This is a genomic window from Stappia sp. ES.058, assembly GCF_900105595.1.
GTDB lineage: Bacteria > Pseudomonadota > Alphaproteobacteria > Rhizobiales > Stappiaceae > Stappia.
This window is the reverse complement of record NZ_LT629784.1, coordinates 2,454,484-2,475,033: the sequence shown is the minus strand read 5'-3', so window position 1 is coordinate 2,475,033 and position 20,550 is coordinate 2,454,484. Positions and strand designations below refer to the sequence as shown.

Annotated in this window: 21 protein-coding genes; 13 read left to right on the top strand and 8 right to left on the bottom strand. The window is 63.7% G+C overall.

Features of this window, described 5'->3' with window-relative positions; all coding sequences use genetic code 11:
- Positions 1–73: 73 nt before the first annotated feature.
- The 3 genes from BLU32_RS11505 to BLU32_RS11495 form a co-directional block, all read right to left on the bottom strand.
- The gene (locus BLU32_RS11505) at positions 74–727 is read right to left on the bottom strand and encodes a transglutaminase-like cysteine peptidase (RefSeq protein ID WP_208976873.1); all 654 of its coding nucleotides are present in this window, start codon (positions 725–727) and stop codon (positions 74–76) included.
- 495 nt (positions 728–1,222) lie between these two features.
- Positions 1,223–1,843, bottom strand: coding sequence for a PilZ domain-containing protein (locus BLU32_RS11500; RefSeq protein WP_093807095.1), 621 nt, complete (start codon positions 1,841–1,843; stop codon positions 1,223–1,225).
- Positions 1,844–1,958: 115 nt separating this feature from the next.
- Positions 1,959–2,600: a PAS domain-containing protein gene (locus BLU32_RS11495; protein WP_093810912.1), complete on the bottom strand. Its 642-nt coding sequence runs from the start codon at positions 2,598–2,600 to the stop codon at positions 1,959–1,961.
- Positions 2,601–3,020: 420 nt separating this feature from the next.
- On the opposite strand from BLU32_RS11495, the gene BLU32_RS11490 reads away from it, so the two are divergent.
- Both BLU32_RS11490 and BLU32_RS11485 read left to right on the top strand, forming a co-directional pair.
- A complete protein-coding gene (locus BLU32_RS11490; RefSeq protein WP_093807093.1) occupies positions 3,021–3,785 on the top strand; it encodes a rhomboid family intramembrane serine protease in 765 nt (254 codons plus the stop codon).
- Between the two features lie 120 nt (positions 3,786–3,905).
- Positions 3,906–4,337, top strand: coding sequence for a CBS domain-containing protein (locus BLU32_RS11485; protein ID WP_093807091.1), 432 nt, complete (start codon positions 3,906–3,908; stop codon positions 4,335–4,337).
- Positions 4,338–4,668: 331 nt separating this feature from the next.
- Here BLU32_RS11485 and hisI read toward each other — a convergent pair whose 3' ends face one another.
- Positions 4,669–5,127 carry a phosphoribosyl-AMP cyclohydrolase gene (gene hisI / locus BLU32_RS11480; protein WP_093807089.1) on the bottom strand — a complete coding sequence of 153 codons (459 nt, stop codon included), beginning with the start codon at positions 5,125–5,127 and terminating at the stop codon, positions 4,669–4,671.
- A gap of 44 nt (positions 5,128–5,171) precedes the next feature.
- Positions 5,172–5,807 carry a GTP cyclohydrolase I FolE gene (folE, locus tag BLU32_RS11475; RefSeq protein ID WP_093807087.1) on the bottom strand — a complete coding sequence of 212 codons (636 nt, stop codon included), beginning with the start codon at positions 5,805–5,807 and terminating at the stop codon, positions 5,172–5,174.
- Positions 5,808–6,089: 282 nt separating this feature from the next.
- On the opposite strand from folE, the gene BLU32_RS11470 reads away from it, so the two are divergent.
- The 6 genes from BLU32_RS11470 (at position 6,090) to BLU32_RS11445 (ending at position 12,754) form a co-directional block, all read left to right on the top strand.
- Positions 6,090–6,536, top strand: a complete 447-nt coding sequence (locus BLU32_RS11470; protein WP_093807085.1) for an iron-sulfur cluster assembly scaffold protein — start codon at positions 6,090–6,092, stop codon at positions 6,534–6,536.
- 53 nt (positions 6,537–6,589) lie between these two features.
- Complete coding sequence (yidD, locus tag BLU32_RS11465; RefSeq protein WP_093807083.1) at positions 6,590–6,934, top strand: membrane protein insertion efficiency factor YidD; 345 nt, start codon at positions 6,590–6,592, stop codon at positions 6,932–6,934.
- A gap of 103 nt (positions 6,935–7,037) precedes the next feature.
- Entirely contained in the window at positions 7,038–8,153 is a 1,116-nt protein-coding gene (locus tag BLU32_RS11460; protein WP_093807081.1) for a GNAT family N-acetyltransferase/peptidase C39 family protein, read from the top strand.
- A 5-nt stretch (positions 8,154–8,158) separates the two neighbouring features.
- Positions 8,159–9,619, top strand: coding sequence for a RimK family protein (locus BLU32_RS11455; protein ID WP_093807079.1), 1,461 nt, complete (start codon positions 8,159–8,161; stop codon positions 9,617–9,619).
- Positions 9,620–9,805: 186 nt separating this feature from the next.
- The gene (thrS, locus tag BLU32_RS11450; RefSeq protein ID WP_093807077.1) at positions 9,806–11,767 is read left to right on the top strand and encodes a threonine--tRNA ligase; all 1,962 of its coding nucleotides are present in this window, start codon (positions 9,806–9,808) and stop codon (positions 11,765–11,767) included.
- A 132-nt stretch (positions 11,768–11,899) separates the two neighbouring features.
- Complete coding sequence (locus BLU32_RS11445; protein WP_093807075.1) at positions 11,900–12,754, top strand: lysophospholipid acyltransferase family protein; 855 nt, start codon at positions 11,900–11,902, stop codon at positions 12,752–12,754.
- Between the two features lie 3 nt (positions 12,755–12,757).
- Here the strand turns inward: BLU32_RS11445 and BLU32_RS11440 are convergent, their stop codons facing one another.
- Positions 12,758–13,798 carry a hypothetical protein gene (locus BLU32_RS11440; RefSeq protein WP_093807073.1) on the bottom strand — a complete coding sequence of 347 codons (1,041 nt, stop codon included), beginning with the start codon at positions 13,796–13,798 and terminating at the stop codon, positions 12,758–12,760.
- A gap of 248 nt (positions 13,799–14,046) precedes the next feature.
- Here BLU32_RS11440 and BLU32_RS11435 point away from each other — a divergent pair, with 248 nt between their 5' ends.
- The 3 genes from BLU32_RS11435 to BLU32_RS11425 all read left to right on the top strand — a co-directional run bounded on the left by BLU32_RS11435 (position 14,047) and on the right by BLU32_RS11425 (position 16,466).
- Positions 14,047–14,625, top strand: coding sequence for a nitroreductase (locus BLU32_RS11435; RefSeq protein WP_093810910.1), 579 nt, complete (start codon positions 14,047–14,049; stop codon positions 14,623–14,625).
- Positions 14,622–15,230, top strand: a complete 609-nt coding sequence (locus BLU32_RS11430; protein WP_093807071.1) for a flavin reductase family protein — start codon at positions 14,622–14,624, stop codon at positions 15,228–15,230. The genes BLU32_RS11435 and BLU32_RS11430 overlap by 4 nt, the downstream gene beginning before the upstream one ends.
- A 123-nt stretch (positions 15,231–15,353) precedes the next feature.
- On the top strand, positions 15,354–16,466 hold the full coding sequence (locus BLU32_RS11425; RefSeq protein WP_093807069.1) for a calcium:proton antiporter: 1,113 nt from the start codon (positions 15,354–15,356) through the stop codon (positions 16,464–16,466).
- A gap of 13 nt (positions 16,467–16,479) precedes the next feature.
- Here BLU32_RS11425 and BLU32_RS11420 read toward each other — a convergent pair whose 3' ends face one another.
- Positions 16,480–17,373, bottom strand: a complete 894-nt coding sequence (locus BLU32_RS11420) for a CoA ester lyase (RefSeq protein ID WP_093807067.1) — start codon at positions 17,371–17,373, stop codon at positions 16,480–16,482.
- A 3-nt stretch (positions 17,374–17,376) separates the two neighbouring features.
- The gene (locus tag BLU32_RS11415) at positions 17,377–17,838 is read right to left on the bottom strand and encodes a MaoC family dehydratase (RefSeq protein WP_093810908.1); all 462 of its coding nucleotides are present in this window, start codon (positions 17,836–17,838) and stop codon (positions 17,377–17,379) included.
- Between the two features lie 197 nt (positions 17,839–18,035).
- On the opposite strand from BLU32_RS11415, the gene BLU32_RS11410 reads away from it, so the two are divergent.
- Together BLU32_RS11410 and BLU32_RS11405 are read left to right on the top strand one after the other, a co-directional pair.
- Positions 18,036–19,142: a transglycosylase SLT domain-containing protein gene (locus BLU32_RS11410; RefSeq protein ID WP_093807065.1), complete on the top strand. Its 1,107-nt coding sequence runs from the start codon at positions 18,036–18,038 to the stop codon at positions 19,140–19,142.
- Positions 19,143–19,393: 251 nt separating this feature from the next.
- A complete protein-coding gene (locus tag BLU32_RS11405; RefSeq protein ID WP_093807063.1) occupies positions 19,394–20,545 on the top strand; it encodes a DUF2336 domain-containing protein in 1,152 nt (383 codons plus the stop codon).
- Positions 20,546–20,550: the final 5 nt, after the last annotated feature.

Sequence of the window (20,550 nt, the reverse complement as noted above, 5' to 3'; positions counted from 1 at the left end):
ACCGGCCCGGCAACCCGACACTGGGTGTGGGGAGGGGGAAAGGCCGAGTTGCCGAAGGTGGGCGTCAGGTGCGTCAGTTGGAAAGGCTTGCGACGGTGCTGACCCGATGGTCGCTGATCGCGGCCCATCTGGCCGGATGCGAAGACGACTGCCGCTTCACAAATCTGTAGGGCGTTGAATACCAGGGCAGCACCGCCTCGATCTGATTGTCGAGAATGATGTCTCCCTGATCCGTTCTGACGGTGAGAACCGCATGTCCGGCATTGTTGGTGTCCTTGACGACCGTGATGAGAAGGGCGCTCTGCGGCCACCCGCGTTTTTGCAGCACGCGCTGCTTTTCAAGGACGTATTCCTCGCAGTCACCAGCGCCGCCGCTTGGAAACGTCCAGTATTCCTCCACGCCGAACAGTTCGAGGTCCGTCACCGGGCTTATCTGCCGGTTGACCTCGGCATTGACGGCGATCAGTTCCTTCCACCGCCCCTGGTTCAGCTTCACAACGACGGCTCCGCGGTTCGCCGTGACGCATTCGCGGGGGTTTTCCGCACAAAATCCGACATGGCCCGCCGGAGCGCGAGTGGCGCCGCCGACCTCCATGAACCGACCAGTGGGAGAGTCCCCATTTGCCGCAGATGAAGCGGCAACGAGGAGGCATGCGAAAGAAACTGCGAGAGTTTTGCTTTTAAATTTCATGTCTATCCCTTCCCCAAGGTTGGATAGATCATGCATCCGGCACTTTGATTTCAGAATAAAAACCAAATATACATTAAAATCAAAGTGTATTAGAATTATAATATAATAAAAATCAAATTGAATTCTATTTTGATTCAAATTTTAGCGGCTTCCCTGGCCAACGTCCGAGGCGTGGCCTTTGTCGGGGCGGGGTGAATGCAGGCGCCCGTGACGATTCTGCAGCACGCGGGAGTGCCGCTCCGGGCGATGCGGCCGGGTTGGCGGTCCTGTAACCGTTTGAAAAATATCAGTTTCTGGAAGAGGGGAGGCGAGCTCGCAAGGGCTTGGCGAGGGACACGATGTGACGGGATCGTCCTGGCATCGTGGCGGGGGCGGTGCGTGCGGATCTCATTCGCGCCGGACCGTCATTGTGTGCGAAAGCGATGCAACCGGAAACGCTGACCGGCATCGATCATCGACGCTTTCGGCGTCAGACGGACATCAGAATCCAAATTTTTTTTTTTGGAAACGCCGGGCGATGGCGTGAGAGCGTCAGGAAATATGACGCTCAAGGAGATCGCGGTTCTGGATGTTCGCGAACTCGACGGCGATGCCGTCTTCCGTGTGGCGCACGATTCGCGCCCGCATCTTCCCGATATCGATTGAGATGCCGAGTTCGGGCCGGACGTCGGTCTTCAGGGACGCGCCGGAGAGGGACACGTCGACAAGCCTGCACTTGTAGGAGCGTCCGTCCGGCAAGACGATCTTGGTGATCGGGTTCTTTGGCGTGAAGCGCTCGTGTCTGCGATCTTCCGGAAGATTGAGAATATCGCGGTTGGCAAGCCAGGTCAGGACGTTTGCGAGCTTGTCGCGCTTGCGTGCCGTGGCGTTGATGCGAACCGCAAATCCGCCTTCGATTTCGCGCACGACCTCGCCCTCGACGCGGCCGATGTGATCGAGATAGGCGATAACGCGCTCCCCGATGCGCGCGCTGACCGGGGCAACCAGTGCTGCTCCGCCGGGAGACATATCGATAACCTGGCAGGGATACTCCCGGCGATCCTCAAGCATGAAGCGGCCCAGAAGGTTGACCGGAACACGGCTATGCCGGCGTCGGTCGAGCCGTTTGGCGGCTTCCGACGTCTGATATGTAAGTGCCGTCGCGTGCGCCATCCGTCGTCGACCTTCCCTGAAGCGCAACGGCAGGGCGTGCCGCGCTTGCGCTGCATCCCGAAAATAGGCAAGGACAGTTAATAGACGGTAATTGTTGGTGGAGAAGAGGCCATTCTCAGTTCTTTCCGCCGTCGATGACCATCAGATGCTGAACCTGACGTCCGCCAATGGCGATCGAACCTGGCACGAAGTCCGTTTCACGGCCGATCGCCGGAACGGTACGTGCGGTGCGGCCGGTATTGGTCGACAGAAAGGCCGGACGTTCGTCCGGCCATATCAGGCGGACGCTCTTCACGGTCTGGGACAGGATCGGATGCATACCGGCCCAGTAGGGCTGTTCCAAAGCGACACAGGCACCCAGAACGCGGTTGCATCCCTCTCCGGGAATATGCAGCGGCAGCAGAACCATTTCCATGTCGACGTTCTGGCCCCGTTCGGTATAGCCGGTCAGGCCGACCACGGCCGCGGCCGCGTCTTCGGTGATGGCCGCGAGCAGCGTTGCCAGCGCCTCATGGTCTTCCTCGGTCCAGCCGCGCAGAATGTTTCGGTTTTTCAGTTCGCGGCAATGCAGGGCGCACAGGCGTGTGCCGGCGAGCCGAAAGCGATAGGTCTGCGGGTCGACCAGCTCGAGGATGAAGGTATCGCCCAGAATGCTGCGGATGCTTCCCGGTTCGATCTCGCTGCGATCGGGGGCCGGGCGTCCGTCGCGCAGGGCGTCCCAATAGTCGTACAGGCGCTGCGTCACAGGGTGTTTCATGGTCTCGGGCCCCTCGTTTCGGTTCCGGTTGAACCACGCCGCCGCCTCGAGTCCCTGTTTGGAACGGTTGGCGGTGCGATCGGTCGTTTGCGGTGAAACGAAGCATTCCGTGTGCCACGCATTCGATCTTTCGCGTTTACGTCCAATTAAGGTTAACGAAAGCTTTCGATTGTCGGCGACACGCAGGCGCGTCAACATCGTTTCGTTGGTTTTGCTGACGTGACGAGCACTGGCGCCCCTTTGACGGTGCGGCGCCATCGACCCTTGGAACCGCTTTGTGTGCCGGTGGCATGCCTGGCGGTTTCTTTTTGTCCGGGGCTCTGGTGACTTGATCTGTTTTTCAATTGGTCCAAGTTGCGGTGTGTCCCGTGCCGGTGAGCTTTACTGTGCCAACCGGGATCGCGCCACAAGGGAACCGCAATGACCGTACCCGATGTCCGGGGCTCTGCTCCGGAACTGCCGCCGCCCTCCGAGCCGATCTTCAACCTGCCGTCAGTGGTCACGTGGCTGGCGGGAATCCTGATTGTCATCCATGTTGTCAGCGCGCTGTTCCTGTCGCGCGACGCGGCCTTCGAATTGATCATCGCCTTCGGTTTTCTGCCCGCGCGCTATGCCAGCGACTTCCTGCCGGGCGTGCAATTGCCGGGCGGGGCGGGGGCCGATGTGTGGACCTTCCTGACTTATGCCTTCCTGCATGGCGGATGGGCGCATCTCTTCGTCAACGTCCTGTGGATGGCGGTGTTCGGCAGCGCGGTCGCGCGTCGACTTGGCAACTCGCGATTCCTGCTGCTCTCCGCGCTTTGCGCGATTTTCGGCGCGGCCTTGCATCTTCTCCTGCATTTTGGCGAGCAGGTGCCGATGATCGGCGCATCGGCCGCGATATCCGGGCAAATGGCCGCCGCCACCCGTTTCGTGTTTCAGGACGGCGGTCCGCTCGGCACGTTCCGCCGTTCCGACAATGCGGCCTATCTGGTGCCGGCCAAGGGGGTCATCGACTCACTCGCGAATCCGCGGGTTGCTATGTTTCTCACGGTCTGGTTCGGGATCAACCTTGTGTTCGGGCTTATCTCGACGCCGTTCGGCGGCGCGAGCGGAAGCGTCGCCTGGGAGGCCCATATCGGCGGTTTCGTTGCCGGCTTCGCCTTGTTTTCCCTGTTCGATCCGGTTCCCCGCCGACGCGTCTGATTGCGCCGGTCCCCGGGAATTGCGGATTGCACGCCCGACAGGATTTGTCATGATGAGACAGGCGCGCATCTTTGAAGCGCGCGCAAGGGACGAGACACGGCTTCACGGGAGGAGGCGCGCATGACAGTCGCATCGATTTTGAACCAGAAAGGCCGGGACGTGGTGACGGAACGCGCCGGTACGAGCATGCGCGAGATCTGTTCGATATTGGGAACACGCCGTATCGGTGCAATCGTGATCACCGCCGAGGGCGGCGGGATCGAGGGGATTATCTCCGAGCGCGATGTGGTGCGGGTGATTTCGCAGGACGGGGTGAATGCCCTCGACCGGCCGGTTTCCGATTTCATGACGTCATCGGTGGTTACCTGCGAGGTGCAGGAGACCGTGAACTCGGTCATGGCGCGGATGACGGGCGGCCGCTTTCGCCATGTGCCTGTGGTTCAGGACGGCAAACTCGCCGGACTGATCTCGATCGGCGACGCGGTGAAGCACCGCATGGCGCAGATCGAGCGCGAGGCAGAGGACATGCGCAATTACATAGCCATGACCTGAGGGGTCTGTGAAGCACCGGCGCAACACCCTTTGATGTGACGTGTGCGTTGAGATGACGAGACACGGCGGGGCCGAGACCCGGCACGCGCAGATGTGCGTGCCGCTTTTCGTCCCGGGAGCCGGCGAGACGCCGGCAGACCGGGGATCCCTGGTGGACCGTTCCCGTCACTCGCGCCGCCTGAGGACGCAGGCCCGCGCCGAAGGTCGCGCCTCACGCAATTTCAGGGAACAACGGGCAACGGGTCCCGGCGCACCCGTTCCGGCCGCAGCGCGCGGAGGAGCGTGTGCAGTCAGGCCGCGAGGGCCGCGAGCGCGAGACGGCAGGTCTTTCCTAGCTCTTCCGGCCATAGACGACATCGGGATCATAGACCCGCGCATCGCCCGTCGATTCCAGCCGGACTGACCCGTCCTGCGTCTTCGAAAGCCGGCGATAGAAGCAAGACCGGTATCCGACGTGGCAGGTGGCGCCATTGCCCGCCACCCTGACCTTGAGGACGAGCGCGTCCTGGTCGCAGTCGGTCAGAAGCTCGACAACCTGTTGAACCTGACCGGAAGTTTCGCCCTTTTTCCAGAAATTTTGGCGGGACCGGCTCCAGTACCAGGCTTCGCCGGTTTCAAGCGTGCGGGCGAGGGCCTCCGCATTCATGTATCCAACCATCAGCACGCAGCCGTCATCGGCATCCGTGACGACGCAGGCGATCAGGCCGTCCGCGTCGAATTTGGGCTGGAATTCCGTACCTGTCTCGATGTCCGTCTTGTCGCCGCGCGCAGCGAAGGTCGTGTCGCTCATGTCCGTCCATTCGTTGCGCGCGTTTGTGTCGCTCGTATCGCAGGTCAGCCGCGCCTTGCGTCCCGGATCAGGCTCATGAAACGAACCTGCTCTGTCGGGTCGTCCCGGAAGACGCCTGTGAACTGCGTCGTGATCGTCGAGACGCCGCGCTTCTGCACGCCGCGCATGGTCATGCACTGGTGCTCAGCCTCAAGCATAACCGCTATGCCGCGCGGGGCAAGGTGGGTGTCCATGGCTTCGGTGATCTGTGCGGTGAGATTTTCCTGCGTCTGCAGGCGCTTTGCGAAGATATCCACCACGCGCGCGATCTTCGACAGGCCGACAACGCCTTCAGACGGGTAATAGGCGACATGCGCCTCGCCGACAAACGGCAGCATGTGGTGCTCGCAATGCGAAAAGAACGGAATTCCGCGCACCAGCACGATGTCGTCGTAGCCACCGACGTCCTCGAAGGTGCGCTTCAGGTGTTCGGCGGGATCCTGATCGTAACCGGAGAAGATCTCCTGATACGCCTTCGCCACGCGCTTTGGCGTGTCGAGCACGCCTTCACGCGTCGGATCGTCGCCTGCCCAGGCAAGCAGCGTCCGCACGGCGGCTTCCGCTTGCTCGCGTGTGGGGCGTGCAAGCGGGGACTCGGTGCTGTCGTCGCGCTGCGCGACCGGGTTCAAAATGGCATCCATTGCGGGCTCCCCCGTTTGTATTCTCTTACGCATCAAATACGCTGACCCCGATGCTTCGGACCACATGAATCACAAGGTGTGGCAATCCCTTCGCGGCGAAATCGCACGGCAATCTGGTTGAATTGCGGCAGTCGGTTCCACTCCTCATCGGTTCCACGCCGCAACAAAGGTCGGGCCTGACGGCAAGGGCGCCCGTTTCTTTCGCGCGATGCTCCCTATATAAGGGGAAGCATGAGCTGTGAAGCTGGAACGCCGGAATCACGCTTTCTTGAAGAGGCCCGTATGCTTGACGATGTCTACAACAGCAAAATCCTCGAATTGGCTGGAAATATCCCCCGTATCGGTCATCTCGACGCGCCTGACGCCTCTGCGAAGGCTCACTCTAAGTTGTGTGGATCGACAGTCAATGTCCACTTAAAAGTGCATAATGATGTTGTGACGGATTTTGCTCACGAGGTCAAAGCGTGTGCGCTCGGACAGGCGTCGTCCGCGATCATGGCGCGCAACATCATCGGGGCGAGCGCCGCGGAATTGCGGGATCTGCGCCAGCGCATGCGGGCGATGCTGAAAGAGGGCGGCCCGCCGCCAGAGGGCCGGTTCGCCGAATGCGCGTATCTGGAGCCGGTGCGCGAGTACAAGGCCCGCCACGCCTCCACGATGCTGACGTTCGACGCGGTGGTCGATGCCCTCGACAAGATCGACGAGAAGCGCGGTTCCGACGCTGCCTGAGGCGAATGCGTCGCCGTGTCGCGGCATCCGCGCGGTTTGAAAGACCTGTTGCAATGTGCCCTTCGACCTCGCACGAACCCGCTGGCAGGACCGGCCCCGTCGCGCGTGTCGCGATCGGGCTGATCCGTGTCTATCAACTGACCCTGTCTGCCTTCATCGGTCGCTCGTGCCGCTATGCGCCGACTTGTTCGGAATACACTTCCGATGCCATTCGCCAGCATGGTCTGTGGGCCGGGGTCTGGATCGGTCTTGCGCGGCTGCAGCGCTGTCGACCGGGCGGCGGCAGCGGCTTCGATCCCGTGCCTGAGACATGCGACCACCGGGCGTTCCGCTTCCGGCCCTGGCGGTTCGGCCGCTGGCGAAGCGATCATATCGATCCTTCGACGCGGCTTGACTGAAGCCATGCATTTTCTTGGCGCGGCATGCAATTCGCACGCGAGACGCCGGGGCGTTATCCTATTAATGCGATGATGAATTCATTTCCCGTTCGGACGGTCCTCAATGTTGTCCAGCACCTCTCCGGACCCCGACATACGCCTGGCCCGGACAAGCGACCTGCCCGAGCTTCTGCGCCTTGAAAACGCATGCTTTTCCGGCGATCGCATCTCCCGTCGCAGCTTTCGCCGGTTTCTGGAAAGTGCCGGTGTATCCTGTCTTCTGGCAGAGGTGCAGGGCCGGTGCCTTGGGTATGCGCTGCTGCTGTTTCGCTCCGGCACGGCAATGGCACGATTGTATTCCCTCGCCGTCGATCCCGGCGCGCGCGGGACCGGGCTGTCGCGCCGCCTGCTGGCCGCTGCCGAGGCGGATGCCTTTGCGCGCGAGCGCATCCTGTTGCGGCTCGAGGTGCGCGAGGACAATGCAGCCGCGCGCGCACTCTACGAGCGGGCCGGCTACCGGCGGCACGGGCGGGTCGCGGCCTACTACGAGGACGGCGCCGCGGCGATCCGCATGGAAAAGCTGCTGCACGACGAGGCGGCGCCACCGTCCGCCGTGCCCTATTTCTCGCAGACGTCGGATTTTACCTGCGGGCCTTCCTGCCTGATGATGGCGCTGAAGCACTTCGGCGCGGTAGCGGCGATGGACGAGCGGCTGGAACTGCGGCTCTGGCGGGAGACGACGACGATCTATCTGGCCTCGGGTCACGGCGGCTGCGGTCCCTTCGGCATGGCGGTCGCCGCCGCGCATCGCGGTCTTCGGGCCGAGGTGCGGCTTGCGCCGGGCGGACATCTGTTCCTGTCGTCGGTGCGCGATCCGGACAAGCGCCGGGTGATGGAGACCGTGCAGGACGACTACCGTGCCGAGGCGGCGGCGATGGGGATCGACAGTTCCGGCGCGCCGCTCACCGCCGCCGCGCTCGCCGCAGAGGTGGCTGGCGGCGCCTTGGCCATCGTGCTGATTTCCGAATACCGCATGCAGGGGCGGCGCGGCCCGCATTGGGTGCTGGTTCAGGGGCAGGATGCGCGCCATGTGTTCATTCACGACCCCTGGCTCGGCTACGAAGGTTATGAAACGCCGCAGGACGCCGCCAACCTGCCGATCCCGTTCGCGGAATTCGATCGCATGGCACGCTGGGGCAAACCGCCGGTTCGCGCGCAGATCCTCCTGAAGAAGGCCTAGACCCCATGGCGACCTGGGTCGTACTCGTCGACAATCCCAAGGATGTCTCCAACGCCGACACGCCGCACAAGGTGATGAGCGTGCGCGACTACCTGATGCGGCCGAAGCTCTTCACCGGCACGCATCCCAATATCATCAACCTGTCGCGCTCCTACGCCTATCAGGGCGCGGGCTATTATGCCTCGCTGCTGGCGGAAGCGCGCCAGCACCGCGTGCTGCCGAATGTCGAGACGATGATCGAACTGTCGCGCAAGGGGCTGTATCGCCATGCGCTTCCCGAGCTTGAGGACAGCCTCAACCGCTGTCTTGCCAAGGCAGACAAGAGCGTCGTCGGCGAGCGCATCCTCGTGTGCCTGGGACACACCGGCGTGGCCGCGCTGGAGCCCTTCGCGCGGCTGCTGTTCGACTGGTACCGTGCGCCGATCCTGGAGGTGACGCGCACGTCCGGCGACTGGTCGGCGATCGGCCGGATCCGCACCGTGCCGATCTCGGATCTCGATGCCGACCGCCGGGCCTTCATGATGCAAAGCCTGGAGCGCTACACGCATCGCGTCTGGCGCGCGCCGAAGCAGCGCGTGCCGATGAAACATTCGCTTGCCGTCCTGTCCGATCCGAAGGAAGAGCTGCCGCCCTCCAGCCAGGCGTCGCTGCGTCACATGGCCAAGGTCGCCGCCCGTCAGGGCGTCGAGATCGTGCCCATCGGCAAGGGCGACCTCGACCGGCTGGCGCAATACGATGCGCTGTTCATCCGCGAGACGACGAACATCGACAACCACACCTACCGCTTCGCCCGCCGCGCGACGCAGGAGCGCATGCCGGTGATCGACGATCCGGTCTCGATGATCCGCTGCACCAACAAGGTCTATCTGGCCGAACTGATGGAAACGCACGGCGTGCCGGTGCCGCGCACGGCGATCCTTTCCAGCGTCAAGGAGGCGGCGGGGCTTGAAGAGCGGCTCGGCTCGCCGGTGGTGTTGAAGATCCCGGACGGGTCGTTCAGCCGGGGCGTCTTCCGGGTCGTGGGCGAAGCGGAGATCGCGGAAAAGCTGAGACTTCTGCTCGAGGACAGCGACATCATCCTGGCGCAGGAATACTGCCCGACGGAATTCGACTGGCGCATCGGCGTGCTCGACGGCGAGCCGCTTTTTTCCGTGCAGTATCTGATGGCCAAGAAGCACTGGCAGATCGTCAAGCACGAGGACGGCAAGCAGGCCAAGGAGGGGAGCTTTCGCTCCGTGTCGCTCGCCGAAACGCCGCCGGCGGTGGTGGAGACGGCGGTGCGCGCCGCGCGCCTCATCGGCGACGGCTTCTATGGCGTCGACCTCAAATCCTTCGGCGAGCGGGTGGTGGTGATCGAGGTCAACGACAATCCCAACCTCGATCACGGCGTCGAGGATTCAGCGGAAAAGGACGTTGTCTGGGAGCGGCTGGTGCGCTGGTTCGTGCGTCGCATCGAGGCGCGGTGAGAGCGCCTGCGCGCGCTCTCGTCCGGCTCACGGTTGCTCCAACCGTTCAAATCCCATATCAGGGGCGCGCCGGCGCTTGCGCGACCCTGCGCGACCGACGCCGGTTAGACAGAAAACGGGGGCGCCACAGCCCCTGAAGCCCATGCTTACCTGCCGCGTTTGCAGGAGTGAGCCCTGGAGAGACACATGATCGATCTGACCTTTCCCGACAATTCCGTTCGCGCGTTCGAACCCGGCATCACCGGCGCCGAGATCGCAACCGGCATTTCCAAGTCGCTCGCCAAGAAGGCGGTTGCGGTGGCCATCGACGGGGCGCTTGCCGACCTGTCGGAGCCGATCCGCCGCGATGCGAAGCTGGAAATCGTCACGCGCGACGATCCGCGCGCGCTGGAGCTGATCCGCCACGACGCGGCCCATGTGATGGCGGAAGCCGTTCAGGAGCTATGGCCGGGAACGCAGGTCACCATCGGTCCGGTGATCGAGAACGGCTTTTATTACGACTTCAAGCGCGACGAACCCTTCACCCCCGAGGACCTTCCGGTCATCGAAAAGAAGATGCGCGAGATCATCCAGCGCGGCGACGCCTTCAGCAAGGAAGTGTGGTCGCGCGAGGAAGCCAAGCGGCATTTTCTCGCCAAGGGCGAGACCTACAAGGTGGAACTGCTCGACGCGATTCCCGAAGGCGAGGACGTCAAGATCTACAAGCAGGGCGACTGGCTCGACCTGTGCCGCGGTCCGCATATGGCCTCGACCAAACAGGTCGGCGATGCCTTCAAGCTGATGAAGGTCGCCGGCGCCTATTGGCGCGGCGACAGCGACAACGAGATGCTGACCCGCATCTACGGCACCGCCTGGGCGAATGACGCCGAGCTGAAAGCCTATCTCCACATGCTGGAGGAGGCGGAGAAGCGCGACCACCGCAAGCTCGGCCGCGAGATGGACCTGTTCCATTTCCAGGAAGAGGGACCGGGCGTCGTCTTCTGGCACGCCAAGGGCTGGAGCCTGTTCCAGAGCCTCGTGTCCTATATGCGCCGCCGTCTCGACGAGGATTACGACGAGGTCAACGCGCCGCAGATCCTCGACACCTCGCTGTGGGAGACCTCCGGTCACTGGGGCTGGTACAAGGAGAACATGTTCTCCGTGCAATGCGCCGACCCGGAAGCCGAGGACACGCGGCTCTTCGCGCTGAAGCCGATGAACTGCCCGGGTCACGTGCAGATCTTCAAGCACGGGCTGAAGAGCTACCGCGACCTGCCGCTGCGGCTGGCCGAGTTCGGTGCCGTGCACCGCTACGAGCCGTCCGGCGCCATGCACGGGCTGATGCGCGTGCGCGGCTTCACCCAGGACGACGCCCATGTCTTCTGCACCGAGGCCCAGCTTGCCGAGGAATGCCTGAAGATCAACGACCTGATCCTGTCGACCTATTCCGACTTCGGCTTCGACGAGATCGTCGTCAAGCTCTCCACCCGCCCGGAAAAGCGGGTCGGCTCCGATGCCTCCTGGGATCACGCCGAGGAGATAATGGGCGAGGTCCTGAAGACTATCGAGGCGCAGTCGGGCGGTCGCATCAAGACAGGGATCCTGGAAGGCGAGGGTGCCTTCTACGGACCGAAATTCGAATACACGCTGCGCGACGCCATCGGCCGCGAATGGCAATGCGGCACGACGCAGGTCGACTTCACCCTGCCGGAGCGCTTCGGCGCCTTCTATGTCGACGCCAACGGCGAGAAGAAGACCCCGGTGATGGTGCACCGTGCGATCTGCGGATCGATGGAGCGCTTTCTCGGCATTCTCATCGAGAACTTCGCCGGTCACTTCCCGCTGTGGCTTGCGCCGCAGCAGGTGGTCGTCACAACGATCACCTCGGACGCCGACGACTATGCCCGCGAGGTGCTGGCGGCACTGAAGAAGGCGGGGCTGCGCGCCGAGATCGATCTCCGCAACGAGAAGATCAACTACAAGGTCCGCGAACACTCGCTCGCCAAGACGCCGGTGATCGTGGTCTGCGGCAAGCGCGAGGCGGAGGAGCGCACGGTGAACATCCGCCGTCTCGGCTCCAAGCACCAGACGCCGATGGGTCTCGACGAGGCGGTGTCGTCGCTCGCCGACGAGGCGATTGCCCCGGACCTGCGCCGGGAAGCGGACTGACCCGCTCAGGGTGACGGGGCCGTCGCGAAACCGTCACATGCGATCGTGTAGAAACGCAAACCGGGCGCGCGCTGCGCGTCCGGTCTTTTTTTGGCCGACGGGTCATCGGCACGGTGCTGTCAGGGGACGAAGGTGACCGATACCGAACTCAGCTACGCAAATCCGGAGCATCCCTGGGTCAAGCGCAGTTTGATCCGCGCGATCGAAACGCTGTCCGGCCGGTCCCATCTGCTTGGCTACTATCGCCATTGGCGCGATGCCATCGCCGCATCCTCCGCCCACAAGTGGAGCGATCTTTTATCGCTGGTCGGCGTGAACGTGGTCGTGGCGCAAGGCAGCTGGCCGCCGGAAGCGGTTCCCGACGGTCCGCTGGTGATGATCGCCAACCACCCTTACGGGCTGAGCGACGGTCTTGCCGTGTTGTCGCTTGCCGAAAGGCTGAACCGGCCCTACCGCATCCTGATCAACAACGAACTGCTCAAGGCGCCGGAAATCCGACCCTACGCCCTGCCGATCGATTTCGAGGAAACCGAGGCCGCGCTGCGCACCAACATGAAGACGCGCCAGGAGGCGCTCCGGCTGTTGCGGGAGGGGGTGACCATCATCGTGTTTCCGGGCGGAGGCGTTGCCACGGCGGATCGCCCGTTCGGACGCGCGCGCGAGCTTCCTTGGAAGACCTTTACCGCGAAGATGATCCGGGCCTCGCAGGCCACTGTCCTGCCGCTGCATTTCGAGGGGCAGAACTCGCCGCTGTTCCACATCGTCTCGCGATATTCGCTGACGCTGAGGCTTTCGATGTATATCCGCGAGTTCCGCCGGCTGATGGGACGGGATCTTTCGGTGCGCATCGGAGCGCCGATCCCCTTCGAGGCGCTTGCGGCCTTCGGCGACCAGCGTGCGATGATCGCGCACCTGCATGAGTGCGTGCTCGCTCTGGCTCCGGTGGAAACGGACACAAAGGACGGTCGCCGGCGTCGCGGGCGGTAGCCGTCAGTTCTCCAGGACGCTGCTGGTCAGCACCTCGACCTCGCCGTGTTCGGCGGTCTTGACCATGAAGTTGCGCGAATAGAGCTTGTCGGCATTGCGCGCGATCACCTGGTATTCGCCGGATGCGAGGGTGAAGGCCGGAAAGGCGCCATTGCCTTCCGCGACCACGTCGCCGCCGGGCGTGAGCACGCTCCAGGCGGTGTTGGCAAGCGCTTCTCCGCCGCGCTGGTTGACCAGCTTGAGCGTCACACGGGCGGCATTGTGATAGACGGTCGCCTCCGTGAGCTTTCCGGGTTCGACGTGAATGTCCGCCCGCACGACCGCGTTGACGCCGCCGTAGCGACTGACGACGTGGTAGGTGTCCGCGTTGAGGCGAACGACCTCGGCGGGCGCGATGTTGCCGGCGACCAGTTTGCGTTCGCCCCGATTGTTGAACTCGCGTTCATAGACGTCGAAGCGGACCTGCCCGGTCAGAATCGGTTGATGGCCGCTGAACTGGGCATCGAGTTTCATGCCACCGGCGTTGAGCAGGACGGTTTCGCTCGTCACCTCGGAGTTCACCGCGACGCGGCTGGTGCGTCCGGCATAGCCGAAGGCGGTGTGGACCAGATAGGTTCCGGGCTCCAGGCGAAAGTCGGCATCGCCACCGGTTGCGGTTGCGACGAGTTCCAGATTGCCGTCATCGCCCGGCGCATCGGCATAGACCCGCCAGGAAACGCCCCGGCTCAGCGACGGTCCGTCCTCGCTCAAGCGGGCAACGAGATAGACGGGGCTGACGCCCGATGGCGCGGGCATGCCCGTATCGGGTGTGAGGGCCGGCGCGTAGGGGACGGCGGGCGCGATCGAGCCCTGGATCGCGCCGGAGCCTGCGAGTCCATCCAGCGGAGGCAACTCGTCGCTTGATGCCGGATTCTGGTCGGACTCGTTCGAGGCGCCCAGATCGTCGGGCTTGGGAACCGGCACGGCCACATCCTGGGCAAGCGCTGTCGAGCCGAGGAATGCGACGACAACGATGCCCGCGAGGTGTTTCAACAAGACGTGCATGGGTTTCGATATGTCCCGATCCGGCGAAAATGTCTGACGATGTCGTTCCTTCCCCAAAACTGGGGCGATTTCAAGTCGGTTCGAACATCACGGTCGTTTGCGATTTCCTTTCGGGCCGTCGCGACAATTGACAGCGGCCAAAAGGCGGCTAACTCATGGGCGGGTCTTCCCTTCGCTTTATCCAAGCGGAGCGTGGCGACGGTCCCCGTCCGCTTTCGAACATTGTGCCAAGAAGGACAGTTATGAACATGGATCCATCCGACGTGCTTGGCCACTTGCGCAAGCGCCGTTCGCATCCGGCCGCAACTCTGGCAGATCCGGCCCCTGAAGGCGCGGCCTTGCAGGAAATCCTGGAGGCGGCATCGCGTGTGCCGGATCATGGCAAGCTTGTGCCGTGGCGTTTCATCCTGCTGCGCGGCGATGCCCGCCACGCGCTGGGCGCCAAGCTGGTCGACCTGCTCGAAGGGCGCGGCGAGAGCCTTGACGACACCCGCCGCGAGCAGGAGGCGACGCGGTTTTCGCGCGCGCCGCTGGTGGTTGCGGTGGTCAGCCGTGCCGCCGTCCACCCCAAGATCCCGGTGTGGGAGCAGCAGCTGTGCGTCGGCGCGGTGTGCATGAACCTCGTCCATGCCGCCCACGCCAGCGGTTATGCCGCGCAGTGGCTGACGGAGTGGATGGCCTTCGACGAGCAGGTGGGATCCACGCTGGGGCTTGCCGAGGCCGAACGCATCGCCGGCTTCGTGCATATCGGAACGCCGACGCAGGTTCCCGCCGAGCGCGCCCGCCCGGATGTCGAAACCCTGATCAGCGAGTGGACGCCCCAATGAGCCATTATTCCTACACGATCGCCGACGGGCACGGCCTGCCGCACAATCCGTTCAAGGCGATTGTCGCGCCGCGTCCGATCGGCTGGATCTCGACCATGGGACGCGATGGCGTGGCCAATCTCGCGCCCTACAGTTTCTTCAATGCGGTGAGCGATACACCGCCGATGGTGCTTTTCTCCTCCAACGGCTTCAAGGACACGGTGACCAACGTCGAGGCGAGCGGGGATTTCGTCTTCAATCTGGCGACCGAGGACCTGAAGGACGCGATGAACACGTCGTCCGCGCCCCTGCCGCACGGGGTTTCGGAATTCGAACCGGCGGGCCTGACCCCGGTGCCGTCGCAGCTTGTGTCCGCGCCGCGCGTCGCAGAGGCAAAGGCCGCCTTCGAATGCCGGCACCTGCAGACCATCCGGCCGGTGGCGCTCGACGGCACACCCGCCGACAACTGGATCGTGCTCGGCGAAGTGGTCGCGGTGCATATCGACCGCTCCGTTCTGGTCGACGGGCTGTTCGATGTAACGCTGGCGCGTCCCTTGTCCCGACTGGGATATCTGGATTATGCGGTCGTCGACAGCGTGTTCCAGATGAAGCGGCCGTCCGCGTAGGATCGCATCGGGGCGTTAACCGGGCTGTCGTTTTTCCCTGCTAACAGGTGGGCGCACAGACACCGGTTGTTGCCGGGAACGGCGGCAACCGCTGCGAACCGCAGTTGTTTCAGGGGGGATACGATGTCACACGCGAGCCATGGCTCCATTCCGCATTGGTCCTGGCTTGTGCCAGTGATCGCCGCTCTCGCCCTTGTGCTCGTCATGACCGATGTGCTGCCGGAAACATCTGTCGCCGTCCTCGGGCTCGTTACGCTGCTGCTTGGCGGCGCGGTGTTTGCGTCCGTGCATCACGCCGAGGTGCTGGCGGCGCGGGTCGGAGAACCCTACGGTTCGATCATCCTTGCGGTCTGCGTCACGGTGATCGAGGTGGCGCTTATCGTGTCGATCATGCTTTCGGGCGCGGAGGGCAACGAGGAGGTGGCGCGTGACACGGTGTTTTCCGCCATCATGATCGTGCTCAACGGGGTGATCGGTTTCTGTCTCGTGCTCGGCGGCCAGCGCCATCACGAGCAATCCTTCCAGCTCAATGCCGCCTCCGCCTCGCTGGCCGTCCTCGGCACCCTTGCAACCGTTTCCTTCGTGCTGCCGAATTTCGTGATGGCGGGGGGCGACGGGCAGTTCTCCATCCTTCAGCTTGTGGTGATCGGCGTGGTGTCGCTCGGCCTCTACGGCACGTTCGTTTTTGTCCAGACGGTGCGGCATCGCGACTACTTCCTGGAGGCGGTCCGGGTGAAGGAGGGCGAGGCCCTGCATGAGGCGCCGCAGGAAATGCCGTCGGGCAAGGTGACGCTCGCCAGCGTGTTCCTGCTGCCGCTTGCCCTTCTGATCGTGATCCTGCTTGCCAAGATCCTGTCCCATCCGCTCGATACGGCGGTTGCCTATGCGGGATTGCCGCAGGCCGTGGTGGGTGTGGCGATCGCTGCCGTCGTGCTGTTGCCGGAAGGCATCGCATCCGTTCGGGCGGCCGTCCACAACCAGTTGCAGAACAGCGTGAACCTGGTGCTTGGCTCGGCTCTGGCCAGCATCGGCCTGACCATCCCGGTGGTCGCGGCGGTCTCCGTGTTCATGGGCAAGCCGCTCGTCATCGGCCTCGTACCGGAAGACCTGGTGCTTCTGGTTCTCACCCTCTTCGTCAGCACCCTGACGCTGGGCACCGGGCGCACGACGATCCTGCAAGGTGCCGTTCACCTCAGCATTTTCGCCGTCTTCCTGCTTCTTTCGGCGATTCCCTAGGGTTCGGCCCCTTTCATGAGTCCGCCCCCCGGGACGCGGCGGCCCGCGAGCGGGCCAGCAGCTTTTCCGCCCGCCTCAGGTGCGGCCGGTCGAGCATTTCCCCGTCCAGTCCCACAACGCCCGGATCGCCGGCGGCCGCGAAGGCATCGATGATACGCCGGGCGTCGGCAATGGCGGTGTCGGAGGGCGTGAAGACCTCGTTGATGACCGCAACCTGCGCCGGGTGGATTGCCATTTTGGCGGTGAAACCGTCGCGCAACGCCGTCTGCGCTTCGCTGCGCAGCCCGTCGAGATCGCGAAAGTTGGTGAAGACCGTGTCTATCGGGATGGCTCCGGCGGCAACGGCGCCGAACAGGCAGAGGTTGCGCGCCATGCGGAACGGCTCGGTAAAGCCGCCCGATCCGTCGCGGTTGGCGAGCGCGCCGATGTCCGCAGAGAGATCCTCCGCCCCCCAGGCGAGGCCTTCGAGCCTTTCGCTTGCGCCTGCGTAACTCCCCAGATTGAACAGCGATGCGGCTGTCTCCGTCGCCACGACCAGGATCCGTGTCGCGCCGTCGGCGAGGTCGTTTTGCGCCTCGTGAACCGCGAGCCTGGCGTCCAGCTGCTCAACGCTTCGCCCAGCGACCGACTTCGGCAGCATGATGCCGTCGGGCGCCAGTGGCATGACCGCAGCAAGGTCGGCATCCGTTTCGCCGGTATCGAGGGCGTTGACGCGCACGTAGAGACGCGGCCGGTCCTTGCGCTCCCGCGCATCTGACAGGAACTGCGCCGCGATCTTCCTTGCGGCTTCCTTGGCCTCCAGGGCGACGGAATCTTCAAGATCGATCAGCAGGACGTCGGCGCCGCTGTCGAGGCCCTTGGCCAGCTTGCGCTCGCTGTCGGCCGGCACGAACAGGAGAGAGCGCATGGGTCACGCGCCTCCCGCGCGCTTTTTCATGAAGGCCTGGCGGCGACAGATCGCCACAAGATCGTCATGCTGATTGAAGGCCTTGTGCTCGAATTCCACGATGCCGGCATCCGGGCGTGAACGGGACTCGCGCCTGGAGATGACTTCGGTGGTGCAGTGGACGCTATCGCCCTGAAACAGGGGATTGGGGAATTTCACGTCGTTCATGCCGAGATTGGCGATGGTCGTGCCGACGGTCGTGTCGTTCACGGAGATCCCGATGAGCAGGCCGAGCGTGAACAGGCTGTTGACCAGCGGCTGGCCCCATTCCGTCTGCGTCTCGCAGAAATGCCGGTCGATGTGCAGCGGCTGCGGGTTCAGCGTCATGTTGGAGAACAGCATGTTGTCCATCTCCGTCACCGTGCGGGTGAGCGAGTGATGAAAGACATGCCCGATCTCGAATTCCTCAAAATGCAGTCCCGGCATGGGATTCTCCCCTTTGGAATCTTGCGCGAAAAAACAGGCGATGACCACGGCCTGCGCAGATTACGCGAATCGCCTCTCCCGAGTACCCACGCAAAACCCAAGGCGCAACAGGTGTTAAGAGCCGTTAACGTGTCGTTAACCAATTGCCTCCGACTCTTAACCAAATCCTAAGACATGAGTAGCCAGGAGAGCGGAGCATGAAAGTCGGCGACCCGTCCTCGATCGCCTCCAGGATCGAGCAAGCGTTTCAATCCGCAAGCACGACCACCGGTGCCTCCTTTGAGTATCTGGTGAAGACGGCGCAGCGCGAATCGAACTTCGACGAGGATGCGAAGGCCCGGACCTCGAGCGCCTCCGGCCTGTTCCAGTTCATTGAAAGCACCTGGCTCGAGACGATGAAGCAGTCCGGTCACAAACACGGGCTTGGACAGTATGCCGACCAGATCCAGCGTTCGTCCGGCGGTCGCTACAAGGTTGCAGATCCGGAGATGCGGCGCGAGATCCTGGCGCTGCGCGACAATGCGGAGATCAGCTCCGTCATGGCGGGGGAGCTCACCCAGAAGAACGCGGACTATCTGACGCGCAAGCTCGGACGCGCCCCGAACGAGGGCGAGCTCTACATCGCGCATTTTCTCGGGGCCGGTGGTGCCAACAAGCTGATCCGGCTCGCCGAGACGCAGCCTTCGCTCGCCGCCGACAGGGTGTTTTCGAAGCAGGCGCGCGCCAACAAGCCTATCTTCTACGACCGGGGCGGCGCCAAGACCGTTTCGGAGGTCTATGCAAATCTGGTCGCCAAGCACGGCGGCGCGATGCCGGCGCTGCCGGGAACGGGCGCGACCCGCATTGCGGCTCTGCCTTCGGTCAAGCCGCAACTGGCGGGCAACCCTGTGACGCTGGCGGCGGTGAACGCCTCGGCCCCGGCAGAGGCCGCCATGTCGGGGCGTGAACTGACGATGGGAGATCCGACCAGCCGCGTCCTGACCGCCTGGTCGGCGACCAACGATATCTCCTCGCCCTTTCATGCCCTCTTCCGAAATGGTGTGGAGGCAAAGCGTGCCTCGTTCGATTCCACCTTTCTCACGGCCTTCGCCGCGCAGGAGGTCGGGCAGCAGGAAGCCGTCCAGCGCGCCGCCGCCCGTCAGACATCCGGCGGGGATGCCTACAGCGAACGCCGGTCACGGGTGCTGGCGCAGCTGGATACAACCGGAAGCGCATCGCTGGGATCCGGCCGGCCGATGGATCTGACTGGCTTCCTCAACTACCGGCCGAGCTTTGCCCAAAAGGAACTCCTGCCGCCGGTTTGACGGGTCATTCGTCCTGATGGTGATGGGGCCTGACGAACCCTGTTCCTGCCTCCCACGCGGCGCGAGTGCGCCGCGTGTTTTTGTTTGGCGTGGCGACGGGCGTCGATCCGGTGGACCCGGTCTGTCCGTGCGGAACCGGATCGGGATCGACCGGTTGAACCGGACCAATCATGGTGAACGAAGCCTTAAAGGTTTATCGCGCAAACTGCTGATCTTGATGAGTCTGCTGCTGCCTTTGGGGATGCCGCACAATGATCGTTCAACAGTTCCTGCGATGGATGGCCGATGCGCCGGTCGAGCGCCGTGCCGAAGCGACAAGCGCGTTGGCGCGCGCGTATCTGTATTCGGAGTTGTCGGACGATGATCTGGAAGCCGCAGACGCGGCGATGACAATCCTGCTCGACGACCCCAGCCCGGCCGTTCGCCGCGCGCTTGCCGAAGCACTGGCGCGCAGCCCGCATGCGCCGCGCGAGGTGATTCTGGCCCTGATCTCCGACCTCTCTTCGATTGCCGAGCCGGTTTTGACGTATTCGCCGGTGTTGCTGGACGCCGAACTTGTCGATGCGGTTGCCGGGTTCGCCGATCCGCTCCCGGCTGCGGTTGCCAGGCGACACGATCTTTCGGTGTCGGTTGCCGCGGCCATTGCCGAGGTTGGTTCGCTGTCCGCCTGTCTGGCGCTTGCCGACAACCACCATGCCGACATCCCGAAATTCAGCCTTGCGCGGATGGTGGAGCGCCATGGCGATAGCCCTGAATTCCGCGAGGCCTTGATGCGGCGCGGCGACACGCCGATCGAGATCCGCCAGATGCTCTTGAAACAGGTCGGCGACCTGTTGAGCGACCATCCGCTGGTGCGGCTGGGCCTGCGTGACGAGCGTGCGCGCACCGTCGTTCTGGAGGCGCGCGAGCGGGCCACGGTCTCGCTCGCCAACGCCGCCGACATCGGGGAAACGGAGGCGCTCGTCGAACATTTGCTCACGAGCGGTCAACTGACCGCCGGTCTCCTTTTGCGCGCGGTCTGCACCGGCAACACCGGTCTGTTCGAGGCCGGACTGGCGCGGCTGTCCGGGCTCCGGCTCGGGCGGGTCGCATCCGTGGTGCAGGGCGGACGGATGATCGCGCTGAAGGCGCTGCTGTCGCGCGCGGGCCTGCCGGTGCGCACCCATCAGCTCTTCTGCGTTGCCGTCACCGTGTGGCGGGAAATGTCGCGCGAGGCCGGTCATGCGCTGAGTTGCGGCGGCAATGTGGTGCTGGCGCGTCGCGTCGTGGGCCTGGTCCTGGATCGCTATCAGGCATCGGAGGGAGTGGAGGCCGACGACCTCGTGGTGATGCTGCGCAGGTTCTCCGCCGAAATCGCCCGCGAATCGGCACGCGCCTACATGGAACGAACGCTGGCTGCCTGAGAATC